This window comes from Rhodococcus sp. G-MC3, from assembly GCF_030063335.1.
In the GTDB taxonomy this organism is placed as follows: domain Bacteria; phylum Actinomycetota; class Actinomycetes; order Mycobacteriales; family Mycobacteriaceae; genus Rhodococcoides.
In genome coordinates this window covers 141,674-166,501 of sequence record NZ_JASISW010000004.1, presented here as the reverse complement: position 1 = coordinate 166,501, position 24,828 = coordinate 141,674, and the positions used below count along the sequence as shown (strand labels likewise).

Sequence of the window (24,828 nt, the reverse complement as noted above, 5' to 3'; positions counted from 1 at the left end):
GCGGCGAGGCATCCGCGGCGGATCTGGTCGCTCGCTGGGCGCCGGGCCGCCGGTTCTTCAACGCGTACGGCCCCACCGAAACCACGATCGTGTCGACTCGCGGGGAACTGTTCGTCGGCGAGCGAATCACGGTCGGTAGTCCTGTGCCCGGCGTCGGCGCTCTGATTCTGGACTCCCGTCTGCAGCCGGTTCCCGCTGGTGTCGCGGGTGAGCTGTATCTGTCGGGAGACGCCGTCGCGCGCGGGTACTACCGGCGCGCCGGCCTGACATCCGAGCGATTCGTGGCAGACCCGTATGCCGGTGACGGAACGCGGATGTACCGCACGGGCGACGTCGTCCGCTGGACCGGTGACTTTGCGATCGAGTACGTAGGACGTTCGGACTTCCAGGTCAAGGTGCGTGGTTTCCGCATCGAGCTCGGGGAGATCGACGGGGCACTCGAGTCATTCCCCGCAGTCACCTTCGCGGCAACGCTCGGTCATGAAATGCATTCGGGTCAAACGGCACTCGTCTCATACGTGCATGGCTCCGCAGGCATCGACAAGGACGAACTCACGAAGTACGTCGCTCGCCTGCTGCCGAACTACATGGTGCCCTCGGCGATCGTGGTACTCGACGTAGTTCCGTTGACCCCGATCGGCAAACTCGATCGCAGGGCACTTCCCGAACCGGAACTGGGCATCAGCTTCCGTCAGTTCCGCGCTCCGACGACTCCCATCGAGGAGACGGTCGCGACCGTCTTCAGCGATGTGCTCGGTGTTCCCGTTGTGGGTCTCGACGACGACTTCTTCGAGCTCGGCGGAAATTCGCTGATCGCCACGCAGGTTGTCGCGCGGCTCGGTGCCGCTCTCGATGCTCAGGTGCCGGTGCGCGCCATCTTCGAGTCGCCGACAGTTGCACAACTGGCAATCAGAGCCGAGCAGGCCGCAGGCCGCGGAGCGCGCATAGCTTTGTCCAGAAGTGTTCGACCGGAGCGGATTCCGCTGTCCCTTTCGCAGCAGCGCATGTGGTTCCTCAACCGTTTCGATACCGAATCGGCGACGTACAATCTGCCGATCGCACTTCGACTGTCCGGCGTACTCGATGTGCCTGCACTGCAAGTTGCCATCATGGACGTCATCGATCGGCACGAGTCGCTGCGGACCGTGTTCCCGGATTCGGCGGATGGGCCGCACCAGGTGGTGCAGGACGCGGCTCAGATCGTGCCCAACCTGATGCCGGTCGACACCACGGTCGGGGAACTGCAGAAGGCCATCGCTGAACTCGCATCCACCGGGTTCGACGTGACCGCCGACGTGCCCGTTCGGGCGCAACTGTTCGAGATCGCAGCGACCGAACACGTATTGACGATGGTCGTCCATCACATCTCGGCCGATGGATGGTCGATGGGGCCGTTGGCCCGCGACATCATGGTCGCCTATGCGGCTCGAACCCAGTGGGAGTCGCCCGACTGGGTTCCCCTGCCCGTGCAGTACGCCGACTACACACTCTGGCAGCGCGCGACTCTCGGTTCCGAGGACGACGAGACTTCGCTGATCTCGGAGCAGGTCGCGTACTGGAAGAACGCACTCGCGGGTCTCCCGGACCAACTGGACTTGCCGACCGATCGGCATCGACCCGCGCGGCAGTCGTTCGGCGGCGACACGGTCGAGTTCGAGATCGACCGTCGGATCCACCAAGGGCTTCTCGACCTCGGCCGAGAGCGAAACGCGTCGCTGTTCATGGTGATTCACGCTGCTCTCGCAGTCTTGTTGTCGCGTCTGTCGGGCAGCGACGACATCGCAATCGGTACTCCCGTCGCGGGACGAGGGGAACAAGCGCTCGACGACGTCGTCGGCATGTTCGTCAACACACTGGTATTGCGCACCGAGGTGGACGGGCACGAGACGTTCAACGACCAACTGGCGCATGCACGCGAGGCCGCGCTCGGCGCGTTCGCGCACTCCGACATTCCGTTCGAGCGGCTCGTCGAGGTGCTCAATCCATCGCGTTCGACCGCCAGGCATCCGTTGTTCCAGGTGATGCTCTCCTTCGAGAACCTCGGTCCGACCCATCTCGATCTGCCTGCGCTCAGCATCGACAGCGTCGACCTCGATGTGGCCGTGGCCAAGTTCGATCTGCAGCTGACGTTGACGGAACGACTCACCTCCGGTGGGCAGGCGGATGGATTGTCTGCCGAATTCACCTACGCGACAGATTTGTTCGACGAGACGACGGTGGCATCGTTCGCCGATCGATTCCTGTTCGTGCTGGACGCCGTCATCGGGGACTCGACCGTGAAGGTCGGTGACATCGAAATCTATGATGCTGTCGAGCGCGGTCTGATCCTGAAGTCCTGGAACAACACCGAGCACGTTCTGGACACCGAAGCTACGCTGCTCGACGCTTTCGATGCCCAGGTGGCGGCGCGTCCCGACGCGGTGGCAGTCGTGTTCGATGGTGAGCCTGTCACCTACCTTGACCTCGATGCACGGATCAATCGTCTGGCGCGCGTACTCGTCGGCGAAGGGGTCGGCCCTGATCTACTCGTCGCGGTGGCCATGCGCCGCTCGCTCGACATGATCGTCTCGCTGTACGCTGTTCTTCGTTCCGGCGCCGGCTACGTTCCGGTCGATCCCGATCAGCCCGTCGAACGCAACAAGTACATTCTCGAGGTTGCCGCACCCGTGGTGGTCCTCACGACAGCGCGCGAGTCCTTCGATGCGCCGACCACTGCGAAGACGATGGACGTCGACCGTCTCGATCTCGACTCGGTGTCTCCTCGCTTGTTGTCCGACGCCGATCGCATCTCTCCGCTGCGTTCCGGCAATGTCGCGTACGTGATCTTCACCTCCGGTTCCACGGGCCGTCCGAAGGGCGTTGCCGTCTCGCACGTCTCGGTCGTCAACCAGGTGCGCTGGCTTGTTGCGGAATACGGTGTCGATGTCGATGACGTCGTTCTTCAGAAGACCCCGTTCACATTCGACGTGTCGGTGTGGGAACTGTTCGGTGCGTTGGCCGTTGGGGCCCGATTGGTGGTCGCGGAGCCCGATGGCCACCGTGATCCGGGGTACCTCGTGTCGGTTGTCGAATCCGAAGGCGTGACGGCGACGTCCTTCGTGCCCTCGGTGTTGTCGGCTTTCGTGTCGGCGATCGGCGTCGGGGGTTGCTCCTCCCTTCGCACGGTGTTGGTGGCGGGAGAAGCGCTACCGGTCTCGGTCGTGAACACGGCCGCAGCTGCATTGCCCGGTGCCGGTATCCACAACTTGTACGGCCCGACAGAATTCGCAGTGCATGCGACGGCTCGTCCGGTCGCCGGTGTGGCCGGGTGGCGGGTGCCCGGTGCATCCGCCCCGATGGGTTCGCCGGTATGGAATGCGCGTGTGCTGGTGCTGGATTCGCGACTGCGTCCCGTTCCCATCGGTGTTGCAGGAGAGTTGTATCTTGCGGGTACACAGGTGGCGCGTGCCTACTTCGGTCGCGCCGACCTCACTGCCGACAGGTTCGTGGCGTCCCTGTTCGACGACGGTGCGCGGATGTACCGAACCGGAGACCTCGTGCGGTGGTCGGCTTCGGGCGAACTGGAGTATCTGGGTCGTACGGACTTCCAGGTCAAGCTGCGCGGCTTGCGAATCGAGTTGGGTGAGATCGAGACCGCACTGCTCGGTCACGTCTCGGTGGCTCAGGCTGTGGTGCTGGTGCGTTCGGATCAACTCGTCGGGTACGTCGTTCCCGCGGCGGGCGGTTCGGTGGACACCGGTGCGCTGCAGAACGCGGTATCGACACTTCTGCCGACCTACATGGTGCCGTCGACGTTCGTGGTGCTCGATGAGCTACCACTCGGCGGTTCGGGCAAGCTCGACCGAAATGCTTTGCCAGATCCGGTGTTCGAGTCTCGCGCCTTCCGCGCGCCTCGTACTCCGGTGGAAGAAATCGTGGCTGGAGTGTTCGCCGACGTACTGGGTGCGCCCCGCGTCGGGCTCGACGACGACTTCTTCGAACTGGGGGGCAACTCTCTGATCGCGACTCAGGTCGTCTCTCGGGTGGGCGCAGCGCTGGGAGCACGTGTTCCGGTGCGAGTCCTGTTCGAAGCGTCCACTGTCGAAGGTTTGGCTGCCCGAGCGGAATCGCACGTCGGTGGGGGCCGTGTCCCGTTGGTCGCCCGTACGCGACCGGACCGAGTACCACTCTCGCTTGCCCAGCAGCGAATGTGGTTCCTCAACCGTTTCGACACCGAGTCGGCGGTGAACAACCTCCCCGTCGCCATAAGGCTGTCCGGCCGTCTCGATGTCTCGGCGCTGCAGGCTGCGATCGGCGATGTGCTGGAGCGGCACGAGTCGCTCCGCACCGTATACCCCGAGACCGATGGTGTTGCGGCACAGGTGGTTCTGTCGACGGCGTCGGCAGTTCCGGTGTTGTCGCCGGTCTCCGTGCGTGAGGACGAACTTCTCGCACGGATCTTCTCGATCGTGTCGACAGGATTCGACGTCACCACCGAGGTGCCGTTGCACGCCGTGCTGTTCGAGCTGTCCGGCGAGGACTACGTGCTTGTGTTCGTGGCGCATCACATCAGTGCGGACGGATGGTCGATGGGACCGCTGACGCGCGACGTGATGGTGGCGTATGCAGCCAGGACGGTCGGAGAAGCCCCCGGCTGGGCGCCGTTACCGGTCCAGTACGCCGACTACACGCTGTGGCAGCGTGAGGTTCTCGGCGACGAGAAGGATCCGAGTTCGCTCATCTCTCTGCAGGCGGCGTTCTGGAAGACCACCCTGGCGGGATTGCCCGAGGAACTGGTCCTTCCGTTCGATCGTCCGCGGCCGGTCGTACAGTCCTTCGACGGTGGGACCACCCGATTCCGGATCGACCCCGAGCTTCATCGGGATCTGGTCGGGTTGGCTCGACAAACCGGAACCACACTGTTCATGGTGGTTCATTCGGCACTCGCAGTGTTGTTGGCTCGGTTGTCGGGTACCGCCGACATCGCGATCGGTACACCGATCGCAGGCCGCGGCGAGGCCGAACTCGATGACGTGATCGGCATGTTCGTCAACACGCTCGTGCTGCGTTCGGATGTCGACGGCGGCGCAGGGTTCGCCGATCTGCTCGAGCAGAATCGTGAAAACGATCTCAAGGCCTTCGGTCATGCCGATGTGCCGTTCGAGCGGTTGGTCGAGATTCTGAACCCGGAACGGTCCACCGCTCGGCATCCGCTGTTCCAGGTCGCGCTGTCGTTCCAAAACCTTCCCGAGACCAGTTTCGAACTGCCGGGACTGAAGATCAGCGCCGTCGACTTCGATGTCGACGTGGCGAAGTTCGACCTGTCGTTGCTGCTCAGCGAGCACACCGATCAGACCGGTGCGCATACCGGCATCTCAGCCGAGTTCACCTACGCCACTGCACTGTTCGACGCCGATACCGTCGAGGTCTTCGCGCGCCGATTCGTTCGGATCCTGCGTGGCGCCGTCGAGGCCCCTGATCGTCCCGTCGGCGATCTCATCATCCTCGAGGACGACGAGTACGACCGGTTGACGCACGTGCACGGCGACGACGTCACGCACGGCGGCACACTGGCCGAGATCTTCCAGCGCGGAGTCGGCATCAGTCCGGACGGCATTGCGGTGCGCGCCGACGGTCGTTCCATTTCGTATCGCGAGCTCGACACGACCTCCACGCGGATGGCGCGCGCGCTGATCGAACGAGGCGCGGGACCCGAGCGCATCGTTGCGCTGGCGTTCCCTCGTTCCTACGAGATGGTGCTTGCCGTCTGGGCGGTCGCGAAATCGGGTGCGGCACATCTGCCCGTCGATCCGACCTACCCTCCCGGCCGTGTCGAACACATGCTCGGCGACTCCGGGGCACTGTTCGGGATCACTTCGACTCGGTATGTGGACGAACTCCCGAACACGACGGAATGGTTGTCGATCGACGATCCTGACTTCGACGCGTTCGTGATGGGCCAGTCCGACGTACCCGTCACCGATGCCGACAGAACCTCCGCCCTGGCGATCGACCACGCCGCCTACATGATCTACACGTCGGGATCGACGGGTATGCCCAAGGGCGTCGTCGTCACACACGCTGGGCTCGGCGGCGTGCTCGATGCGGCAACCGATCTCTATCATCTGGATTCCAGTTCGCGCTTCCTTCATATCTGTTCGCCGAGTTTCGACCCGTCGGTGCTGGAATGGATGGCGGCGTTCTCGGAGGGTGCGACCCTCGTCGTGGTGCCCGCGTCGATCATCGGCGGCGAGGATCTCGCTGAGTTGCTGAAGACCGAGCAGGTCAGTCACACGATCATTACCCCGGCAGTTCTCGGGACGATGGATCCGTCGGGTGTGGATTCGCTGAGGGTCGCATCTGTCGGCGGAGACGTGACCACGCCGGACCTGCTCGCTCGCTGGGCGGAAGGGCGTAGGTACTTCAACGGCTACGGGCCGACCGAGACGACGATCATTTCGACCTTTGCCGAGCTGCGGCCCGGCAAGCCGATCACCGTCGGTCGGCCGATTCACGGAATGTCCGCACTCGTTCTCGACGGCCGCCTCAACCCGGTGCCCGTCGGTGCGGCAGGAGAGCTCTATCTTGCGGGGGGCGCGCTGGCCCGGGGTTATCACGCCAGGGAAGACTTGACGGCGTCGCGGTTCGTGTCGAATCCATTCGGTGCGCCCGGTTCCCGGATGTACCGGACCGGCGATGTCGTGCGGTGGACATTCGGATCCGATGCTGTCTCGTCCGATCCGGCAGCAGTGAACATCGAATACGTCGGGCGCTCGGACTTCCAGATCAAGGTACGTGGTTTCCGTGTCGAACTCGGCGAGATCGATGCTGCCCTCGTGCAGCACGAGAGCGTGTCGTATGCGGCAACGCTGGGTCGTGAACTGCCCAGTGGCGTCACAGGTCTGGTTGCATACGTACTTCCGGTCAAGGGCGGCGTCGTCGATGTCGAGCAGCTGCAGGAATTTCTCGCAGGGTCCCTTCCGAGCCACATGGTTCCGGCGTCGATCATCGTGCTGGATTCGGTACCGCTCACGCCGGTCGGAAAGCTCGACCGTGCGGCATTGCCGGAACCGGTGTTCCACGAGCAGGAGTTCCGTGGCGCGAGCAACGAGATCGAGACGATCATCGCCGAGGTGTTCGCCGACGTCTTGAACACCGAGCGCGTCAGCGTCGACGAGTCGTTCTTCGCGCTCGGTGGCGACAGCATCGTGTCCATTCAGTTGGTCTCGCGGGCGCGTGCTCGAGGCATTTCGTTCACGCCTCGTGACGTCTTCGAGCGCAAGTCGGTTGCGAGCCTGGCCGAGGTCGCCACCGTGCTCGGTGAGACCGTGGAGCGTGAGGTGCTCGAGGAGCTGACCGGTGGTGGCATCGGACCGCTTGCTCTCACTCCGATCATGAAGTCGATCGTCGACGGTCCTGGCGGGTTCGGACGGTTCGCTCAGTCCGTTGCGGTCGTGTTGCCCACCGGGATCGACCACGGTCTGCTCACGCGGACCATCGGCGCCGTGGTGGATCACCACGACATGCTGAGGTCCGTGGTCGAGCGTGCCGAGGGCGGCGAGTGGACGGTTCACGTTCGCGCGGTCGGAACGGCCGACGTCGACGGAATGCTGCGTCGCATTCCGCTGGAACGCACGATCGGCGACGCAGAGCTACGAGCTCGCGCGGAACGCGAGTTGGACTCGGCCAAGGGGCGTCTCGATCCGGAAACTGGCAGGATGCTCGAGGTTCTCTGGTTCGATTTCGAGCGTGACACCCCGGGCACTGCTGCCCGAGAGTCCGATGCAACGAGGCCCGGCATTCTGCTCGTCGTGGCGCATCACTTCGTCGTCGACGGTGTGTCGTGGAGAATTCTTCTCCCCGACCTTGCGATCGCCTGGGGTCAAGGTGCCGCCGAGCAGGCAATCGCGCTGCCGGCGATCGGAACCTCGATGCGCCGGTGGGCGCATGGACTCGTCGACGCCGCGCATGATGGTCCGCGCGAAGCCGAGGTCACCTGGTGGACCGAAGCACTCGCCGGCAGCGATCCGCAGCTGGGTTCGCGGCCGTTCGATGCGCGCGTCGATACGTTGTCGACTACCGATCGAGTCGATATCGAGTTGTCCGAGGCAATCACCGACTCGTTGCTCACCGGGGTTCCCGGAGCCTTCAACGGGGGTGTGAACGACGGACTTCTCGCTGCACTGACCTTGGCGTTAACCCGCTGGCGCGCCCGTCGTGGTGTGGAGTTCGCCGAGGCGCTCGTCAAACTCGAAGGCCACGGCCGCGAGGAGGACATGGTTCCCGGTGCCGATCTGTCTCGAACGGTCGGCTGGTTCACTAGCGCGTTCCCGGTCCGCTTCGATCTGCGCGGCATCGATGTACGCGATGCATTCGCCGCGGGACCCGCGATGGGATCGGCAGTCAAAGCGATCAAGGAACAACTGCTCGCCGTGCCCGACAAGGGCATGGGGTACGGACTTTTGCGTTTCCTCAACGGCGAGACGGCGAAGATTCTCGAAGCGGCATCGAACACACCGCAGCTGAGCTTCAACTACTTGGGAAGAGTGTCGACTCAGGGGATCTCGGAGGAGCTCACCGGCGGCGCGTGGTTCCCGTCCGCGGTGTTGGCCGACGTCGGGGCACCCGGCGACGCCGATATGCCCGCCAACGCGACCGTCGACATCAACTCTGCAGTCGTGGACACCGCCGACGGACCGCGCCTGACCGCGAGTTTCACGTTCCCTCAGGGGATCCTGTCCCGGAGCGATGTCGCCGAGTTCGCCGAGCTGTGGACCGATGCGCTCACCGCGTTGACCGAACACGTTGCCGCCGAGAGTGCAGGCGGCTTGACACCCTCCGATGTTCCGTTGGCAAAGGTGTCGCAGCGGGACATCGACGGGTGGGAGTCGGAATTCACCGGGAACGGTGTGGCCGATATCTGGTCCCTCGCCCCGTTGCAATCCGGGTTGCTGTTCCACGCATTGATTTCACAGGCGACACTCGACGTGTACACGATGCGGGTTCTGCTGAAGCTGACCGGCACCGTGGATCGTGACCGATTGCGCGGTGCCGCACAGGCATTGCTCGACCGGTACGACAACCTTCGCGCCGCGTTCGTGCAGAACGCCGACGGCACCTCGGTGCAGTTGGTGCTCGGCCGCGTCGAGGTTCCGTGGCGCGATGTCGATCTGACCGATCTCGACGCCGACGTACGCGAGGCCGCGTTCGAAGAACTCCGTGCCCGCGACAAGAGTGAACATTTCGATCTGACGATGGCGCCGCTGATGCGGTTCACCCTCGTCAAGATCTCGGATTCGGACTATCGCTTTCTCGTCTCCAGCCACCACCTGCTGCTCGACGGTTGGTCGACACCGCTGCTCATGCGAGATCTGCTTGCGCTGTACGCACTTCGCGGTGATGCATCGCCATTGCCTCGCGTACGGTCGTACCGCTCCTTCCTCGCCTGGGTCGCTGAGCAGGACGCGTCGGCATCGACAAGGAAGTGGATCGACGCGCTGGCCGGCGTGGAAGAGCCAACGATGCTGTCCTCCGTCGACCAGAACCGCGCGGTCTCCGCGGACTCCGGCGAGTTGTCGCTCGATTTGAGCGCGGCCCTCTCGTCATCGCTGCAGTCGGTGGGTGCACGCCTCGGCGTCACCCTGAACACGATGGTGCAAGCGGCGTGGGGTCTTCTCCTCGGGCGCTCGACGGGAAGCGACGACGTCGTGTTCGGCGCAACCGTGTCCGGCCGTCCTGCCGGCCTTGCGGGCGTCGAGTCGATGGTGGGTCTGTTCATCAACACCCTGCCGGTGCGAGTGCGTTTCGATGGACACGAGTCCATCGAAACGGCCCTCGTGCGCCTGCAGGGCGAGCAGGCGGATCTGCTCGATCATCATTACCTGGGGCTCAACGAGATTCAGCGAGCCACTGGTCTCGGTGCGCTGTTCGACACACTGACGGTGTTCGAGTCGTACCCCGTCGACGAGGCAGGTCTTGCCGAGCAAGCGAAGAACATAGACGACATGTCGGTCGCCGATGTTGCGCTGGAAGATGCAACGCACTACCCGCTGACACTGCTGATCGCAGTCGACACTCGGGTGCACCTGAAGCTCAAGTACCTGACCGATGTGTTCGACGCCGCCGACATTTCCGCCATGATCGGCAGACTGCAGCGGATTTTCGACGCCTTCGCCGGGGAACCGACTCTTGCCATCGGCGACGTCGACTTGTCCGACCCGAGCGAGCGTGCACTCCTTGCGGGCGTCAACGACACCGCCCGCGACGTCGACCCGTCGGCGACACTCGTTTCGATGTTCGACGCACAGGTGCAGGCGAGCCCCGATGCGATTGCGCTGACTTTCGAGGGTGAGTCGCTGACCTACGCCGAGTTCGACCGCCGCGCGAATCGTGTGGCTCGCGCACTCATCTCTCGCGGTGTCGGGCCGGAATCCTTGGTGGCACTGGCGCTGCGACGTTCGCTGGATCTGATGATCGGCCTGTATGGCGTGATCAAGGCCGGAGGCGGGTACGTTCCCGTCGATCCGGATCAGCCTTCCGATCGTGTGCAGTACATCCTCGATACCGCAGGTGCGGCGCTGGTACTGACCACGACCCGGGACGGCTTCGCAGCCGACGGTGTCACGGTTGCCCGGCTCGACGCCATGGAGCTCGACTCGTTCTCGGACGCTCCGGTGACCGACGGCGATCGCGCGGATGTTCTTCGGCCGAACAACGTCGCGTATGTGCTCTTCACATCCGGTTCGACCGGACGCCCCAAGGGCGTGGCAATCAGCCATCACGCCATCGTCAACCGACTGGTGTGGATGCAGGATCAGTACGAACTCCGTGCAGACGACGTGGTTGTCCAGAAAACTCCGGTCACATTCGACGTGTCCGTCTGGGAGTTGTTCTGGCCGTTGCAGATCGGTGCTCGATTGGTCGTCGCCAAGCCCGACGGCCACCGCGACCCGGTGTATCTCGCCTCACTGATGCGCGGCGAGGATGTGTCGGTGGCGCACTTCGTGCCGTCGATGCTCGCCGTGTTCGCTGCCGAACCGACAGCTGTGCACGCTGATTCGCTTCGGTGGATCTTCGCCTCGGGCGAAGCGCTCCCGGTGTCGACCGCGCGCGCAACGATCGCCATGCTGCCGACTGTGGCGCTGGTCAACCTGTACGGGCCGACCGAGGCTGCCGTCGACGTCACCTTCCATGAATTCTCGGCTGAGGACTCCATCGCGGTGCCGATCGGGCGACCTGTCTTCAACACCCGGCTGCACGTGCTGGACGGCCGGATGAGGTCGGTGTCGGTCGGCATGGTGGGTGAGCTCTACCTCGCGGGCGTGCAGTTGGCTCGGGGGTATCACAGCAGGCCCGACCTGACGGCGGACCGATTCGTCGCGGACCCGTTCGACGCTGCCGGCGGCAGGCTTTATCGAACGGGTGACCTCGTTCGCTGGACCTCGGCGGGCGAGCTCGAGTACATCGGGCGTTCAGATTTCCAGGTGAAGCTGCGCGGTTTGCGCATCGAATTGGGTGAGATCGAATCCGCCCTCGTCGACGACACGTCCGTGGCTCAGGCTGTGGTGCTCGTGGTCGACGATCAACTCGTGGCCTACGTGGTGCCCGCGGGTGGTTCGTCCGTCGAGGTCGAGTCGTTGCTGGCGTCCACGGCGTCGAAGGTGCCGGAGTACATGGTGCCGGCCATCGTCCTCGTGCTGGACGGACTTCCTCTCGGCCCGTCGGGCAAGCTGGATCGAAAGGCATTGCCGAAGCCGGTCTTCGAGAGCGACGCGGAATTCCGAAGTGCAGAAACCGACGTCGAGCTCGTCCTCAGTGAGGTATTCGCCGACGTTCTCGGACTCGAACGAGTCGGAGCGGACGACTCGTTCTTCGCTCTCGGCGGCGACAGTATCGTGTCCATCCAACTCGTAGCTCGCTCGCGGGCTCGCGGTGTCGTCATCACACCGAGAGACGTGTTCGAGCAGAAGACGGTTGCACGGCTCGCTGCGGTGGCGACGTCCGAACACGACGTTGTCGGCCAGGCCGTGCTCGAGGAACTCCCGGGCGGAGGCATCGGCCGCATGCCGTTGACTCCGTTCGCGCAGTCGATGGTCGAGCGCGGCGGGTCCTTCTCTCGGTTCGTCCAGTCGGTGACCCTGGAACTGCCCGTTGGAATCGAGCGCAACGGCGTGGTCGACACAATTTCCGCTGTAGTGGATCGTCATGACGGCCTGCGCGCAACCCTCGTGCACGACGACGAGGGGTGGGGTCTCGAGATTTCCGAGCCCGGGTCCGTCGAGATCGACGCCGTGGTGGATCGGGCCGAGATCGACCCCGCACTCGATCGAGACGACATCTTGGCGGCAGCGTCTGCCGTTGTCGACGATTCGATGAGTCATCTCGACCCGCGTACGGGCCGGATGCTGCGTTTCGTCTGGATCGACTTCGGCCCCGACAGGTCGGGCCGACTGGTCGTTCTCGCGCACCACCTTGTTGTCGACGGCGTCTCCTGGCGAATTCTGGTCCCCGACTTCGTGTCTGCGTGGGCGCAGATCGCGCTGGGCAACACTCCGTCACTTCCCGAAGTGGTGACATCCGAACGTCGCTGGGCGCATGCGTTGCTGGAGGAATCCAACTCCGAGCTGCGCCGCGAGGAACTTGGTCTGTGGCGTGCGGTGTCGGCCACCGAGGACCCGATCCTCGGCGCGCGGGCATTCGATCCGGACGTCGACGTGCAGTCGACGGTCGATCGCGTGTCGGTCGTGATACCGCCCGCAGTGACGCACGCGCTGCTCACCGCCGTTCCCGAAGCCTTCCGCGGGGGAGTGAACGACGGCTTGTTGGCGGCTCTCGCCCTCGCCGTCGAACGCTGGCGTGCGCAGCAGGGGATCGAAGCACCTGCGACGCTCGTTCAGCTCGAAGGACACGGTAGGGAAGAGACCCTCGTACCGGGCGCCGACCTGTCGCGCACTGTCGGCTGGTTCACCAGTCTGTTCCCGGTACGGCTCGATCTCGCAGGCATCGACACCGAAGCCGCGCTCGACGGGAGTGGCACCGCTATCGCCTCGGTCGTCAAGGCGGTGAAGGAGCAACTACTCGCCGTCCCGGCCAAGGGAATGGGCTACGGATTGCTGCGCTTCGTCAATCGCACGACGGCAGAAGAACTCTCGCAGCTCTCGTCCGGTCAGATCAGCTTCAACTACCTGGGTCGTCAGACGACGGGGGAGGTGCCCGACGGTATCGACGGTTGGCTGCCCGCGGCCGATTTCGACGAACTCACCGTTGTCGGTGACGCAGACATGCCTGCCAACAAGACGGTCGATATCAATGCGATCGTCCGCGGGTCGGGCGAGAACTCGGAACTTGCCGCGACGTTCGCGTTTCCTCGCGGAGCACTTGACGAGCCTGCCGTACAACACCTGGCGGAGCTGTGGGTGGAAGCTCTCACGGCGCTGTCCGTCTACGTGGCGGACGGATCCACCGGTGGCCTGACGCCGTCCGACGTGCCGCTCGTCTCGCTCACGCAGAGCGATATCGACAGGGTCGAGACGCAGTACCCGTCCTCGGCCGATATCTGGTCGCTCGCTCCTCTGCAGTCGGGGCTGCTGTTCCATGCCATGCTCGCGGGCCCCTCGCTCGACGTGTACACGATGCAGATGGTGCTCACCCTCACCGGCGAGGTGGACGCTGCTCGCTTGCGCGGTGCCGCGCAGGCTCTGTTGAACCGGTACGACAACCTCCGCACGGCATTCGTCACCACAGCGGACGGTTCTTCCGTCCAGGTAGTGGTCGACGATGTCTCGGTGCCCTGGTCCGAGCACGACTTGACCGATCGCCCCGTCCGGGAGCGAACGGCAGCCTACGAGGAGCTCCGCGCCCGGGAGCACGAGGTTCAGTTCGACACGGGCGAGGCGCCTCTCGTGCGATTCACGTTGGTGAAGCTCGCGGACGGCGACTTCAGACTGCTTTTCGCCAACCATCACATCCTCGTCGACGGCTGGTCAATGCCGCTGCTGATGAAGGATCTGCTCGTGCTCTACGCGGTGCGCGGTGATGCCTCGGCGCTGCCCCGTGTCGCGTCGTATCGGACATTCTTGTCGTGGATCGATCGTCAGGACCACGCAGAATCTGCGCGAGTGTGGGCTCGTGCACTCGAGGACGCACCCGAACCGACGATTCTGGCCCCGACGAGTCTGGATCAAGCGTCGGCGGGCCGCGAGATCACTTCGCGCTCGGGCGCGGTCGAGAAGGTTCTGTCCGCGGAACTCACTCAGTCACTCACGGCATTGGGAGCCCGTCTCGGTGTCACCGTCAACACCCTCGTGCAGGCGGCGTGGGGCATTCTGCTCGCCGCTTCGACCGGTCGCGACGATGTCGTGTTCGGGGCAACGGTCTCGGGCAGACCCGCCGGGCTCGCCGGCGTCGAATCGATGGTCGGTCTTTTCATCAACACGATCCCGGTCCGAGTTCGACTCGACCAGGCCGAGACCATCGAATCCGCTCTCACTCGGCTTCAGGGTGAACAGGCAGATCTGCTGGATCACCACTACCTGGGTCTGACCGAGGTTCAGCGCGCTGCGGGCGTGGGGAACCTCTTCGACACCCTTACAGTGTTCGAGTCGTACCCGGTCGATGAGGCAGGACTGGCGGCACAGGCGTCCGGCATCGACGGTATGGCTGTCACCGGGGTCGAGTCGAACGACAGTACGCACTACCCGTTGACGCTTTTGATCGTCGCCAACGACCGTATTCGACTGACGCTGAAGTACTTCGAGGATCTGTTCGATCGTGATCACGTCGTAGCAATGCTCGCCCGAGTCGAACGCATACTCGTTGCTGCCGCCGGCAACCCCGGCAGGCGGTTGAGCGACATCGAGCTTCTCGATGTTGCCGAACGCACTCTGCTGGTGGAGGAGCGAAACGCGACCGCCCACCCCGTGGACGATCGAATGCTCCTCGATGCCTTCGCGGCCCAGGTCCAACGGACGCCAGACGCCCCGGCGCTGACGTTCGAAGACCAGACGATCACCTACCGTGATTTCTCGGCTCGGGTCAATCGGTTGGCCCGCTACCTCGTTGGCCGCGGAGTCGGCCCGGACTCCGCTGTTGCAGTCGGTATGCGCCGCTCGGTCGATCTGTTGGTCGGCATCTACGCGGTGCTCGAAGCCGGTGGTGCCTACGTGCCGCTCGATCCTGAGCAGCCGGCTGATCGCATCGAGTACATTCTCGAGACCTCTGGCGCTGTGCTGGTGTTGTCCACCGGCGCCGACGCGTTCGTCGGTAACGGCGACACTCCGCTGGTATCGATCGACGACATTGCACTGGACGGGTTCTCGGACACACCACTCGCTGCAGCCGAATTGGCGGGCACACCGACCGCGGACACCACTGCGTACGTGCTGTTCACATCCGGATCCACCGGCCGGCCGAAGGGCGTGAGCATCAGTCACCGCGCCATCGTGAACCGACTCGAGTGGATGCAGGCCGAGTACGCGCTGACCGCATCCGATGTGGTCGTGCAGAAGACTCCGGTGACGTTCGACGTGTCGGTCTGGGAGTTGTTCTGGCCGCTGCAGGTCGGCGCACGCATGGTGATCGCCAGGCCCGACGGTCACCGCGATCCCGCCTACCTTGCGCAACTGTTCGGCCGTGAGTCCGTATCCGTTGCACACTTCGTTCCGTCGATGCTCGGGGTGTTCACTTCCGAACCGTCGGCTGGTTCCGCACGGAGCCTGCGGTGGGTGTTCGCGTCCGGCGAGGCATTGCCGTCGGCCACCGCTGCTCGCCTCGGCGAGTTGCTGCCGACCGCCCGGCTCGTCAACCTGTACGGGCCGACCGAGGCTGCCGTCGATGTGACCTCTCACGAGTACACCGCGGCGGACATCACCGGTGTACCGATTGGCCGACCGGTGTGGAACACGCAGCTGTACGTGCTGGACAACGCGCTTCGTCCCGCGCCGGACGGTGCGGAGGGTGAGCTCTACCTCGGAGGGCTTCAGCTCGCACGCGGCTACAGTTCCCGGCCCGACCTCACCGCGGACCGATTCGTCGCCAATCCCTTCGGGGAGGGCAGGCTGTACCGCACCGGCGACGTCGTTCGCTGGAATGCAGCCGGTGAACTCCACTACATCGGACGCTCGGACTTCCAGGTCAAGCTGCGTGGTCAGCGCATCGAACTCGGTGAGATCGAGGCAGCACTGCTGGCGGACGACTCTGTCGCGCAGGCCACGGTTGCGGTGCGCTCCGACCGTCTTCTCGCGTGGATCGTGTTCTCGGCTGAGAGCACCACCGATGCTGTTGCTGCCGCTGCGGCGGAACGCCTTCCGGCATACATGGTTCCGGCGTCGTTTGTCGTACTCGACGCTCTTCCGTTGACCGGTTCGGGCAAGTTGGACCGAAAGGCGTTGCCCGAACCTGCATTCGAGACTGTAGAGTTCCGCGCACCGGTTACTCCGATCGAACAGATCGTGGCAGAGGTCTTCGCGGACGTTCTCGACATCCCGGTTGTCGGCCTCGACGACGACTTCTTCGCGCTCGGTGGCAACTCGCTCGTCGCCACCCAGATCGTTGCTCGCCTGAGTGCCGCACTCGATGCACGCGTGCCGGTTCGTGCCTTGTTCGACGCATCGACGGTCGGCGCTCTTGCACGACGCGTGGAAGAGCATGCCGGTGCAGGTGGCCGCGCAGCACTGGTGGCAGGTCCACGTCCCGAACGAATTCCGCTCTCGCTCGCGCAGCAGCGGATGTGGTTCCTCAACCGCTTCGACACCGAGTCGGCGGTCAACAACATTCCAGTCGCGATCCGGTTGAGCGGTGGCATCGACCGCGATGCTCTGCACGCCGCCGTCGTCGATCTCGTCGGTCGCCACGAAACGATGCGCACGGTGTACCCGGAGATCGACGGCGTCGGTTACCAGGTGGTGTTGGCCACCGGCGAGGTTCAGGTGGATCTCGAACCGACGGCCGTGGCCGAGACCGACGTACTCAGCGTCGTCGTCGAGACGGTGTCTGCCGGTTTCGACGTCACCCGTGAGGTACCCGTCCGAGTTCGGCTGCTGCAGCTGAGCGAGACCGAGCACGTGCTCGTGTTCGTCGTTCATCACATCGCGGCCGACGGGTTCTCCATGGGCCCGCTGACCACCGACGTGATGGTCGCGTATGCAGCGCGGGCTATGGGCGACGCACCGGCGTGGCAACCGCTCGCAGTTCAGTACGCGGATTACACGCTGTGGCAGCGAAGTGTGCTCGGTAGCGAGAGCGATCCGGCGTCGCCTGTGTCGGAGCAGCTTTCGTACTGGACGACTCAGCTTTCGGGGCTGGCAGATCAACTGGAGCTCCCGTTCGATCACGCACGTCCCGCCGTCGCGAGCAACCGCGGCCGCACGAGAACATTCACGGTCTCGCCGGAACTGCACTCGGCGCTGGACGGGATTGCCCGACAGCAGAATTCGACTCTTTTCATGGTCGTGCACAGCGCGCTGGCCGTGTTGATGGCGCGGCTGTCGGCATCGGACGATATTGCGATCGGTACGCCCATCGCAGGTCGCGGCGACGCCGAGCTCGACGATCTGATCGGAATGTTCGTCAACACCCTGGTGCTGCGGACGCAGGTCGCGCCGTCGACCGGATTCGACGAGCTGCTCGCTCACACGCGTGAGGTGGATCTGCAGGCGTTCGCGCACGCCGATGTTCCGTTCGAGCGGTTGGTGGAGATCCTCGATCCTGAGCGTTCGCAGGCGAGGCATCCGCTCGTTCAGGTCGTGCTGGCATTCCAGAACCTGGGACGCTCTGCGCTCGAGCTACCGGGTCTGTCTGCGGAACCACTGCAGTTCGATGCCGAGATCGCGAAGTTCGACGTGCAGTTCACGTTCGAACAAACCGACAACCAAGACGCGGGAAAGCTGGGCGGGCTGACGTGCTACGTCAGCTATGCAACAGATCTGTTCGACGCTTCGACGGTGGAGGCGATGGGCGATCAGTTCCTCGCCGTGCTGGATGCGATCGTCGAGAACTCGGCGATCGCGGTCGGCGACATCGGCATCGTCGACGCAGAGTCCCGTAATCGTGTTCTGACGCAATGGAGCACCTCGGGACCCGACATCTCGGCTGGCATCGGAACGCTCGTGGATCGGTTCGATTCCGCGGTCGCGGCGAATCCCGACAGTGTCGCCGTGCGGTTCGCGGGTACGTCGTTGACGTACACCGAACTCGATCGACGCGTGAATCGTCTCGCGCGGCGGTTGATCGCAGTAGGCGCACGGCCGGATTCACTCGTCGCGGTTGCGTTGCCTCGTTCCGCCGATCTGATCGTCGCGTTGCTCGCCGTCGTGAAGTCCGGTGCCGGTTACCTGCCGGTCGACCCGTCTTACCCGAGCGAGCGCATCGAATTCATGATTGCCGATGCAGGGCCGGTGGCCGTGGTGGCGACGACGGACGTGCTTGCTGCCGACTCCATGGCGGCTGTGCACGATCGAGAGATCGCGATCGTCGATGTATCCGACGACGAGTCTGTCGATTCTGCTCCGGTGGCGGATGCGGAACGGTTGGCTGCCCTCGGCGCGGACAACCTTGCATACGTCATCTACACCTCCGGATCGACGGGTAGGCCCAAGGGCGTGCTCGTCCCGCACAAGACTGTGCTGCGGTTGATGGACAACACTGATTCTTCGTTCGGATTCGACTCGCGCGACGTCTGGACGATGTTCCACTCGTACGCATTCGACTTCTCGGTGTGGGAGCTGTGGGGTCCGTTGCTGTACGGCGGAACCTTGGTCATGGTGGACTACTTCACCTCGCGCTCACCGGAATCCTTCCGTGAACTTCTGGTGACCGAGGGTGTGACGGTGTTGAACCAGACGCCGTCCGCGTTCTATCAGCTCGCCGAACTCGATCGCGTGCAGAGTGCCGATTCGGGTGACCTGGCTCTTCGGTACGTGATCTTCGGCGGCGAAGCCTTGGAGCCTCGCCGGCTGGAGGGGTGGTTCTCGCGCCACGGTGACGGCTCGGGTGTTGGTGGCCGGGAGTCCGGACCACGTCTGGTCAACATGTATGGCATCACCGAGACGACAGTTCACGTCTCGTTCCGACCGTTGTCGGCGGAGTCGATCGGATCGGCGTCGGTGATCGGTGCGCCGATTTCGGGGCTCGGCGTCTACGTTCTCGACACTCGCCTGCAGCCGGTACCGGTGGGTGTAGCGGGCGAGCTGTACGTCTCGGGTGGGCAATTGGCTCGCGGCTACCTCGGTAGGTCCGACCTGTCGTCCGTTCGATTCGTGGCCAACCCGTTCGGTGAAGGCAGGCTGTACCGAACAGGTGACGTCGCGCGGTGGACCGACAATGCGGCTGGCGCAGAGGACTCGAGCACAGGAGAACTCGTCTACCTGGGCCGCGCCGACGATCAGGTCAAGGTGCGCGGTTTCCGCATCGAACTCGGCGAGATCGAAGCGGCAGTGTCGGCGCAGCCCGACGTCACCGCGGCGGCGGTCGTCGTACGTGAGGACTCGCCGGGTGCGGTGAGGCTCGTTGCCTACGTCGTGGGAACACGCGACCTCGACGCGGTCAGGTCAGGCGTCGCAGAGCTTGTTCCCGAGTACATGGTCCCGTCGGCGTTCGTGAACATGGACGAGATTCCGCTGACCGTCAACGGAAAACTCGATCGCAAGTCCCTGCCGGAGCCGAGTGCCACGGCAGTCGAATTCCGTGCGCCGTCGACTCCGATCGAAGAGATCGTCGCCGGTGTGTTCGCAGACGTGCTCGGGGTGTCGAGAGTGGGCGTCGACGACGACTTCTTCGCGCTCGGTGGCAACTCGCTCATCGCAACGCAGGTCGTCTCCAGGCTCGGGAGCGCACTCGATGCGTCGGTGCCCGTTCGCCTGCTGTTCGAGGCATCGTCGGTGGGTGACCTCGCCGCACGTGTGGAGTCCGCTGTGGGCGGCGGACGCATCGAGTTGGTGGCGCGGGAGCGGCCGGCCCATGTGCCGCTATCGCTTGCGCAGCAGCGCATGTGGTTCCTGAACCGGTTCGACAGCAACTCGACTGCGTACAACATCCCGATGGCACTCCGCCTGTCGGGCTCCCTCGACGAGGTTGCGTTCGCAGCGGCGATCGGCGATCTTCTGGCGCGGCACGAGACACTGCGTACCATCTACCCGGAGACGGATTCCGGTCCGGTGCAACAGGTTCTGTCCACCAGCCGGGCAGGCATCTCCTTGACTGTCGAGGACGTCGACGCAGAGTCGGTCACGGCGAAGGTCATGGAGCTCGCTGCCACTCGATTCGACGTGACGGCCGAGGTCCCGGTTCGCGTCACGTTGTTCCGGATTGCCGAGAACGAGTTTGTCGTGGCAATGGTGGTGCACCATATTTCCGCCGACGGTTCGTCGATGGTTCCGATGACGACCGATCTGATGACGGCGTACGCGGCACGTGCCGACGGCGCCGAGCCGCAGTGGGCACCGCTCGAGGTGCAGTACGCCGACTACGCACTGTGGCAGCGGGAGGTCCTCGGGCGCGAGGACGACTCGGCATCGGTCGGTGCGAAGCAGCTCGACTACTGGAAGACCGCACTCGCCGATTTGCCGGATCAGCTGACGCTGCCGATCGACAAGCCTCGGCCTGCCGATCAGACCTTCCGCGGGGACCGCGTTCAATTCACAGTGTCGGCGCAGACCCATGCTGCACTGCAGGACCTCGCGCGTGCGAACAACGCGACGGTCTTCATGGCGGTTCATGCCGCCTTCTCGGTTGTGCTCGCTCGGTTGTCCGGGATGAGCGACGTCGCGATCGGCACACCGATCGCCGGCCGCGGTGAGGCAGCGCTCGACAACCTCGTCGGCATGTTCGTCAACACCCTGGTGTTCCGGCTCGACGTGAACGGTGGCCTGAGCTTCACCGACCTGCTCGCGCAGGCACGCGAAACCGACCTGCAGGCATTCGCCAATTCGGATGTCCCGTTCGAGCGGCTCGTCGAGGTACTCAACCCGGCGCGCTCGACCGCTCGGCATCCGTTGTTCCAGGTGGGCTTCTCGTTCCAGAACGTGGCGCGGTCTTCGCTGGAACTCGGCGATCTGACGGTGTCGGCGGTGGACGCGGATTCGGGGAATTCGCAGTTCGATCTCCACCTCATCCTTGCCGACAAGTACGACGATGCCGGTGCCCCGGCAGGTTTCGAAGCACTCGTTACATATGCGACTGATCTGTTCGAGGCCGCGACGGTCGAGAAGATCGTGTCCCGGTTCGTTCGCGTTCTCGAAGCGGTCGTGGCCGAGCCGGGAATTGCGATCGGCGACATTGCCGTACTCGACGCAGCCGAACGAGATGAACTGGTGTCCGGTTGGAATGAGACCGCCCAGGACACCGACACGTCGCAGACACTCGTCGATATGTTCGACGAGCAAGTCCGGACTCATCCCGATGCAACGGCGCTGGTGTACGAGGGCGAATCGATCTCGTACGCCGACTTCGACGCACGGGTCAATCGGGTGGCTCGCTCGCTCATCGGCCTAGGCGTCGGTCCGGAGAGCTTGGTGGGTCTGGGGATTCGCCGGTCGGTCGACCTCCTGGTGGGTATGTACGCGATCGTGAAAGCGGGCGGCGCCTACGTGCCCCTCGATCCCGATCAGCCGATCGAACGAACCGAGTACATACTGGGTATCGCGCAGCCGGTGTGTGTGATCACGACGTCCAGCGAAGCTGCCGCTGCGCGCGGTGCGGTCGATCTCGCGGACCTCGAGGCCTCGAACAGCGACTCCAGCCCGCTCACGGCATCCGAGCGTCTCTCCCCGCTTCGGAGCGAGAACACCGCCTACGTGATCTTCACATCCGGTTCCACGGGTAAGCCCAAGGGCGTCGCGGTCTCGCACGGCGCGATCGTCAACCAGTTGCTGTGGAAGCACGCCGAATTCGGGATGAACAGCTCGGATTCTGTGCTGCTCAAGACAGTTGCGACATTCGACCTCTCGGTGTGGGAGTTCTGGTCGGCGCTGACCGTCGGAGCGTCCGTGGTGATCGCCACTGCCGACGGCCACCGCGACCCGGACTACCTGATCGCGCTGTTGGGCGAGCAGGCAGTCACGACGTTGCACGTGGTTCCGTCGATGCTGTCGATGTTGAATTCGGTGTCGGGCGGCACCCTGCCGAGTACCCTGCGCCGGGTTCTCGCCATCGGTGAAGCACTTCCCGCGTCCACGGCGCAGGCCTTCGCGGAGAACAACTCTGCCGAGTTGTTCAACCTGTACGGCCCGACCGAGGCCGCGGTGTCGATCACTTCGCACCGCGTGAGCGCAGAGGACTCGCAGTCCGTGCCGATCGGCAGGCCCGAATGGAACAGTGAGGTGCTCGTCCTCGACTCTCGTCTGCAACCGGTTCCGGTCGGAGTCAGCGGCGAGCTGTACCTCGCAGGCGCTCAGTTGGCCAGGGGGTACCACGGCCGAGCAGACCTGACGGCTGATCGTTTTCTCGCGCACCCCTTCGGGCGCAGTGGCGCGCGGATGTACCGCACCGGTGACATCGTCAAGTGGACGTCGGCAGGCGAACTAGACTACGTCGAACGCGCCGACTTCCAGGTCAAGATCCGCGGCTACCGCATCGAACTCGGTGAGATCGAGAGTGCTCTTCGGGCGCAGAACAATGTCGCGGACGCGGCGGTGACGGTCCACAACGACGGCAGAACCGGCGATCAGCTCGTCGCGTACGTCGTGTCGCGGGCAGTCGATGCCTCGGCTGTCGATACCGACACGATCAAGTCGGCGCTCGGTGCAACTCTGCCGTCGTACATGGTGCCGGCTGCTTACGTGGTACTCGATGTTCTGCCGCTCAACACCAACGGCAAGCTCGACCGGAAGGCGCTGCCGAAGCCCGAGACCACTGTCGGTGAGTTCCGCGCTCCGACCAACCCCGTCGAGGAGGTCGTGGCTCGAACGCTGGCCGACGTCCTCGGTCTCGATCGAGTCGGATTGGACGACGATTTCTTCGCCCTCGGTGGTAACTCGCTGATAGCGACCCAGATCGTATCGAGGCTCGGAGCCGCTCTGGACACCCAGATTCCGGTCAGGACGATCTTCGAGGCATCGTCGGTGTCGGCGTTGGCTGCAAAGATCCAGCCTCTCGTCGGTGGCGGAGCACGGGTGCCGTTGGTTGCTCGCGTTCGGCCTGCGAGAGTTCCGCTCTCGCTCGCGCAACAACGTATGTGGACCATCAACCAGGTCGACACCGAGTCCGCGGCATACAACATTCCGGCCGCGGTCAGATTCACCGGTGCGTTGGATGTCGGGGCGTTCGCGGCAGCGATGGCCGACGTGGTCGAACGACACGAGGTGTTGCGGACGAAATACCCCGACAGCGCTGACGGACCGATTCAGGTCATCGGCTCGGTCTCCGGCGCTCTGTCGGATCTTCACCCGGTCGAGGTCACCGAGGCCGACGTGTTCGCCCGTGTCGGGGCCGTGCTCGGCGGCGGCTTCGATGTGACCACCGAAGTTCCGGTGCGTGCGGCGTTGTTCTCGCTGAGCGAGACCGACCATGTGTTCGCTCTCGTCGCGCACCACATCACCGCCGACGGGTTCTCCATGCGCCCGCTCATCCGGGACGTCATGGCGGCCTACATTTCCCGCGCCGCTGGGGACGCTCCTCAGTGGGCGCCGCTGCCGGTGCAGTACGCGGACTTCAGCTTGTGGCAGCGAGAGGTTCTCGGCAGCGAGAGCGATCCAACCAGTGCCATCTCCTCGCAGTTGTCCTACTGGACAGCCGAACTGGCAGGACTACCGGACCTGCTGCCGTTGCCGACGGATCACCCGCGACCGGCCCGACAGTCGACGATCGGCGAAGCCTACGAGTTCACCCTCGGATCCGATATCGCCCAGCGTGTGGAGAAAACTGCTCGCGAGCACAATGCGACGGTCTTCATGGTGGTACACAGCGCCCTGGCTGTGCTGCTCTCGCGGTTGAGCGGCTCCGACGACATCGCAATCGGTACTCCTACCGCAGGACGCGGCGAGGAAGCGCTCGACGATCTCGTGGGCATGTTCGTCAATACGCTTGTGCTGCGTACCCACGTCGAGGGCGGGATCACCTTCTCGGACCTACTGTCCAGGACACGAGAGAGCGACCTGAAAGCATTCGGCAACGCCGACGTCCCGTTCGAGCGACTCGTCGAGGCGATGGGTCGTACCCGTTCGAGTGCGTATTCGCCGCTGTTCCAGGTGATGTTGACGTTCCAGAACGCAGTCAGCGGAACGTTCGCGCTGCCCGGACTAGAGGTGTCGACGCTGGCTGCCGACGAGGATCAAGCGAAGTTCGACTTGCAGCTGACGGCCATCGAGCAATTCGACGAGTCGGGTTCCCTCCAGGAGATCCGGGCTCTGTTCAACTACGCCACCTCGATCTTCACAAGATCGACCGTCGAGAAGTTCGCCGATCGGTTTGTCCGAATTCTCGATGCAGTGACGCAGGATCCGGCCGTGACGTTGCGTTCGATCGATATTCTGTCGGAGTCCGAGCGAGCTGCGTTCGCGCCGAAGCGCGCGGCGAAGACTGTGGACGATCTGCCCGCGCTCGTGTCGGGAGCAGCTCTGAAATCGCCGTCGTCGATCGTGCTGAGTCATGAGGGCCGGGACGTCACCTTCGAGGAATTGAGTGGCAAGCTCGGCGCCGTCTCGAAGGCCATGGGTGCCACGCTCAAGCCGGAAGCACTGATCACCGTGGCGCTCTCGCAGCTCGTTCCCGGCATCCTGCCCGCGTTGGGCGCCCAAGGCTACGCCGCGGCGGTGGCATCGATGATCGATGCAGCCGAATCGGTGATCGGACGCTGACGGCCGGCGCCCCCCTCGAGAGGGGACGTAGTTCGGGCGTCGGTGCCGCAGGGATAATTGA

At 64.2% G+C, this 24,828-nt stretch carries 1 protein-coding gene (running past one end of the window); it reads left to right on the top strand.

Features of this window, described 5'->3' with window-relative positions:
• A protein-coding gene (locus tag QMK17_RS05510) for a non-ribosomal peptide synthase/polyketide synthase (RefSeq protein ID WP_283507421.1) crosses the window boundary here: on the top strand, nucleotides 1-24,767 show its 3' portion. 5,395 nt of this gene lie to the left of the window's left edge; only the last 24,767 of its 30,162 coding nucleotides appear in the window; its start codon lies off the left edge, out of view; the stop codon is at nucleotides 24,765-24,767.
• The last annotated feature ends 61 nt before the right edge of the window (nucleotides 24,768-24,828 follow it).